1 protein-coding gene is annotated in these 2,054 nt (G+C 30.4%); it reads right to left on the reverse strand.

What is annotated here, in order from left to right; translation table 11 throughout:
• Window positions 1–86: 86 nt before the first annotated feature.
• Window positions 87–1,265 carry a replication initiation protein gene (locus CL42_RS15910; protein ID WP_035270863.1) on the reverse strand — a complete coding sequence of 393 codons (1,179 nt, stop codon included), beginning with the start codon at window positions 1,263–1,265 and terminating at the stop codon, window positions 87–89.
• Window positions 1,266–2,054: the final 789 nt, after the last annotated feature.

Raw genomic sequence — 2,054 nt, forward strand, 5'->3', positions numbered from 1 at the left:
TACCACCAACTGTTTTACTAATTAAAGTTATAAGTGGTTTCTTGAACTAAGAATAGCCGATAAAAGTGTAGCAAGTTGCTACACTCCTAGATAATATCCTTTCCGAAAATTTCATTTAGACGATCCTTGATGCCTTCCACAAATTTACTATCTGTTTTCAATTTATTTTTCATTTTTCTCTTAAAGTCACTTAAGCTCATTCCTACTTCAGCAAAATCCATTTGAAATAATGAATCATTAATAACAACGTTTGCTTGAGAGTCTGTGAGGCAACCTTCAGTCTTAAACCACTTTTCAAGCTGTAAATAATTTTCATCATCATTAAAAATATACCATGAACGTACAGTGGTATCGAATTTTGCACCTAGATCTTTTACCTCAGCATTATCTTCAAATGGAACATCTAAGTAGATCTTTAATTTTTCGGCCTTTTTATTTTCAATTACAGGTTTCTCAAAGCTACGATGATGTAATTTAAATTTTACGCCTACAATAGGCCGTCCTTTTTTAATTGTTTCATATTCTAATTGTAAATCGGTATTTTCATTAATTTCAGCTACAATTTTATCTAATACATAACGTCGAAAATCAACCCAACGGTCATATTTAGTTTCATTTATATCAATTAGGGCTTTGAGATTCTCTAATAATAATGGAACTTCGTAGATTTCCTGAGTCTTAAATTTGAATTCGTTTTTTATGAAATAGGTATAAAGACTCATACTTGCAACTGAATCTAGAGCAAATAAATGTTTAAGTTGGTATGTTGTAAAATTACCACCAGCTAATTGAGTAAAGTAAGGTAATACTTCACTGGTAAATCTGATTTGAAGTGCATTCTTTGAATCATCTTCCCATCTTAACTCACGGATAATAGGGACAACCGAGTGAACTCTTTTAGTCTTTTTCTTTATATCATCTACAGGTTCTTCAATTACAAAGTGCGCCACACGGGATGAAAGTTCTTTGTAAATTCGATCAATGGCTACATTAATTGAATTTCGCTTACTTAATCCCAATAATTCAGCTAAATCATCTTTATACAGATAGATGTATGTTTGTTCACTAATCTCTTTATCGATATGATTCTTCTCACCGTAATTGGCAACAGCCATCGCGTATAAAAGTGCTTTATATTCATTCGCTGACAATTCAATAGGGCGTATCAAACGATTGCTAGTACTTACAACCCCATTGTGACGAATATTACCTATGCAGTACGGGATTGAATCCAGCTCTTCTTTGTTATGGCTTAGTTCTGACATAAAGAGTATTAACTATTTTAAGTGTGCTTAAGTTGATTATGCATGTTATATAAAAAAGTGGAAAAATATTCAACACTTTCACCTAAAAAACCTAAGGTGGAATACTTGTCACCAGATTTAGATAAAAATCAATTAAAAGTGGAATTTTATTTTTTAATTCCACCCAAAGATGACAAACACTCCACTTTTAGATGTTTTTGATTCTTTATAGAAATACGGATTGATGAATAAATACCCATAATGGATTTTAAATAATCAATTAACCTATTTCGATATGACAAGTTTTCCACCTTTAAAAAAACGCAGATCACTGAAAAAGAATATCGAGTTTAGTCATAAGAACAAAATATCTGCATTCTAGGGTGAGTGCGTGAAATTCTTTCCACTCTTAGATCAATAAATATATCAAAAAGTGGTCTAGTTAAAAAAGCATTACAACTTTATCCACAATATTATTTTTGTAAGTGATTTTTTTTCCACTATTGCACACAACTTAACCAAGTTATCAACATCATAAGTAATTGTTTTATCTATATTTTAAATAATAATACCTATATTTTATAATTAACAGTGACAAGCATTCCACTATAGTGACAAATATTCCACTTTTAAGTGACATCTACTCCACTTTATAGTGACAAGAATTCCACTTTTAAGTGATCATCTTTCCACTTATAGAAGACAACTCTTCCACTTTAAGATGACAAACCCTCCACCTTAAAGTGGATATAGTATTGTTTTTAAATGAAAAATATTAGCTTAATTATTAATTAGCTTAATTATAAATTA

Origin of the sequence: Acinetobacter sp. Ver3 (assembly GCF_000632455.1) — a bacterium.
In the GTDB taxonomy this organism is placed as follows: domain Bacteria; phylum Pseudomonadota; class Gammaproteobacteria; order Pseudomonadales; family Moraxellaceae; genus Acinetobacter.